This window comes from Prochlorococcus sp. MIT 0701 (assembly GCF_000760295.1).
Lineage (GTDB): Bacteria > Cyanobacteriota > Cyanobacteriia > PCC-6307 > Cyanobiaceae > Prochlorococcus.
In genome coordinates, this window is the sequence record NZ_JNBA01000047.1 from 1 (window position 1) to 2,545 (window position 2,545).

The following is a 2,545-nucleotide window of genomic DNA, read 5'->3' on the forward strand; positions in this document are numbered from 1 at the left end:
TCAAGCCTGATAACCCCACGGCCCTCATGAACCTGGGCGGCATCTACAAAGAACTCGCTCAGCTCGATCAAGCCCTTGCATCAACCCTTAAATCCCTAGAGCTCAAGCCTGATAACCCCACGGCCCTCATGAACCTGGGCGGGATCTACAAAGAACTCGCTCAGCTCGATCAAGCCCTTGCATCAACCCTTAAATCCCTAGAGCTCAAGCCTGATAACCCTGATGCCCTAAATAACTTAAAAGGATTTATTGACCAGCTCACACTCAGCTCAGCCAATGCGCTGAGTCTCACGAAAGCTTACGAACTGCTGATTAATTTAGACAATATCTCCCACAAGAAACTATCCAAGATTTTCACTCAATCCTTCCTGCCAACCATCCAGGAGGCTGCCCAAACAGACCCCATCATCTCCTCAAATAATAATGCTCTTAACAATCTCGCTGCAGATTGGCGATTAAGAAAGTCCCTTACATTACTGATCCCGCCTCATCAAGCTATTGAGAACTTCCTGACGCGATTAAGGAAAGAACTTTTAGTACTGGTAGCCAACCAAAAGTCTATTCCAAAGAGCTTAAAATCTCTCGCAGAAGCCCTGGCAATGCAAAGCTTCCTCAATGAATATGTCTATGCGCAATCACCAGAAGAAGAAAAGCTGGTCGAGCAACTAATTGATAGCGCAAGCTCACACCAGGAAACATTCAATCAAAACCTAGCCATTATCGCCTGTTATCTGCCCATCTATCAGCTCAGCTTCAATCAAGACTGGTTAGAAAATTACCCAACCGCTACATATGAAAGCAGAACGCTCATTCAAACACAACTACAGGAGCCTCAAGAAGAAGAAAGGATCAAAGCCACTATTGAAACTGATTCGGAGATATCGGATTCAATTTCAATAAAAGTACAAGATATGTATGAAGAGAATCCATATCCTAGGTATCGATATGCCGACTTTACTGATAAGTCATTAGCAAAGAGCATATCTAAAGCCATTGAAATCGAATCTACTAAGCAGAATCTTCAATTCTCAGAAGCACTGACTAGCAATCATTCGCGACCAAAGGTACTGATTGCAGGCTGCGGTACTGGCAATCAAGTCATCAATGCCAGTCGCTATAAGAATGCACAGATCACAGCAATTGATCTAAGCAGCAGCAGCCTGGCATATGCAATCAGGAAAGCCAAAGAGTATGGGATGGATAACGTTGACTTCAGAAAAATGGATCTCTTAGCTGTAGCAGCTCTTGATAAAATATTCGATGTAATTGAATGCGGTGGCGTCTTGCATCATATGGAAGACCCCTCCAAGGGCATATCTGCATTAAACAAACAACTGAAGCCTGGTGGCTATATCAAGCTTGGCCTATACAGCGATATCGCTAGGCAAGACATTGTGATTGCACGAAATCATATTAAACAGCTAAGGCTGAAAAGTACAGCAGACAGCATCAGAGAGTTTCGCCAACAAGTCCTAACAGGAGAATTCAAAGATCTAGCAAGTCTGCCAAGATTTGGCCGTAATTTTTATTCACTCTCAGAATGCCGAGACCTTTGCTTTCATGTCCAAGAGCATCGATTCACACCAGAGTTTCTACAAGAGCTACTAGATGCTGAAGGATTGATATTTTGCGGATTCATGCTTCCAGAGGCAGTTAAAAACAATTACCAGAAACAGTTCCCCTCTGATACTTACATGACCTCTCTAGAAAATTGGGGCGATTTTGAAAAGCAAAACCCAACAACCTTTAGAGCCATGTATCAATTCTGGGCATGTAAGCCTTCCTAATTCGAATTGCTACGTTGAGTAGCTCCATGATCGGTTCGGCGAGAATTTTCTTTCTACTAATCTGTCTCTCTGCTGATGGACTTAGCCACCTAGTTCATCCGACAAATCTAATATCTAATAGTTGACTGGCGAATCAAAAAAGTTGCATTTACTAGCTATTTATTGCGAGCAAGGCGCCCGAGCATTTAAAGAGTAAGGAGGACCCAAAAGCACCCCACCCCCTAATGGCATAGCTCTAACGCACGAATAGGGATTGGGCTCCTGAGCCGCCATCCTCGTGTCTTAATTCAATCTTGGATCCCTGCTTGGTCAGATGGTGGCTAGGGGCTGACAGAACCAGCGCTTTGCAACCCCGCAAGCAAAAAAGGGAGAGCAACACAAAAAGGACCTTCTGTCGTCCAGTAGCTCAACTCGATATCGAGCCAATCAGAACCGTAGAAATTCGGCCATACCCCAAAGCTTTAGGCCCACTTTTAGGCCCAACGCTGTTTTAGGCCGTTTAGCGATTCCTTGAGATCCGCTGTCCTGGAATGGTTTAAGGGGCCCTCTCAGGCCCCGTGGGTCATTTGGGTGATAAGGCTGACCTCACCCCATCTCCCTTATTAGGGTCAGGCAGCCACGAGGGCAGAAATCCCAGTCAAGCAATGAATAGTCAAAGGAGTTTACAGGAGTAGATGGTTGCGCGTGGGAGCGGTAAGCAGTAATTTTATCCCGAGTTTTATCCCGAGCCTTGGCCAACGCTTGGCAAGCTGGTTTCC

General features: G+C 45.2%; 1 protein-coding gene. It reads left to right on the plus strand.

Annotated elements, in window-relative coordinates; translation table 11 throughout:
* The coding region (locus EV12_RS12700) for a class I SAM-dependent methyltransferase (RefSeq protein ID WP_036916012.1) at positions 1–1,787 on the plus strand (1,787 nt) is incomplete at its 5' end.
* Positions 1,788–2,545 lie beyond the last annotated feature (758 nt).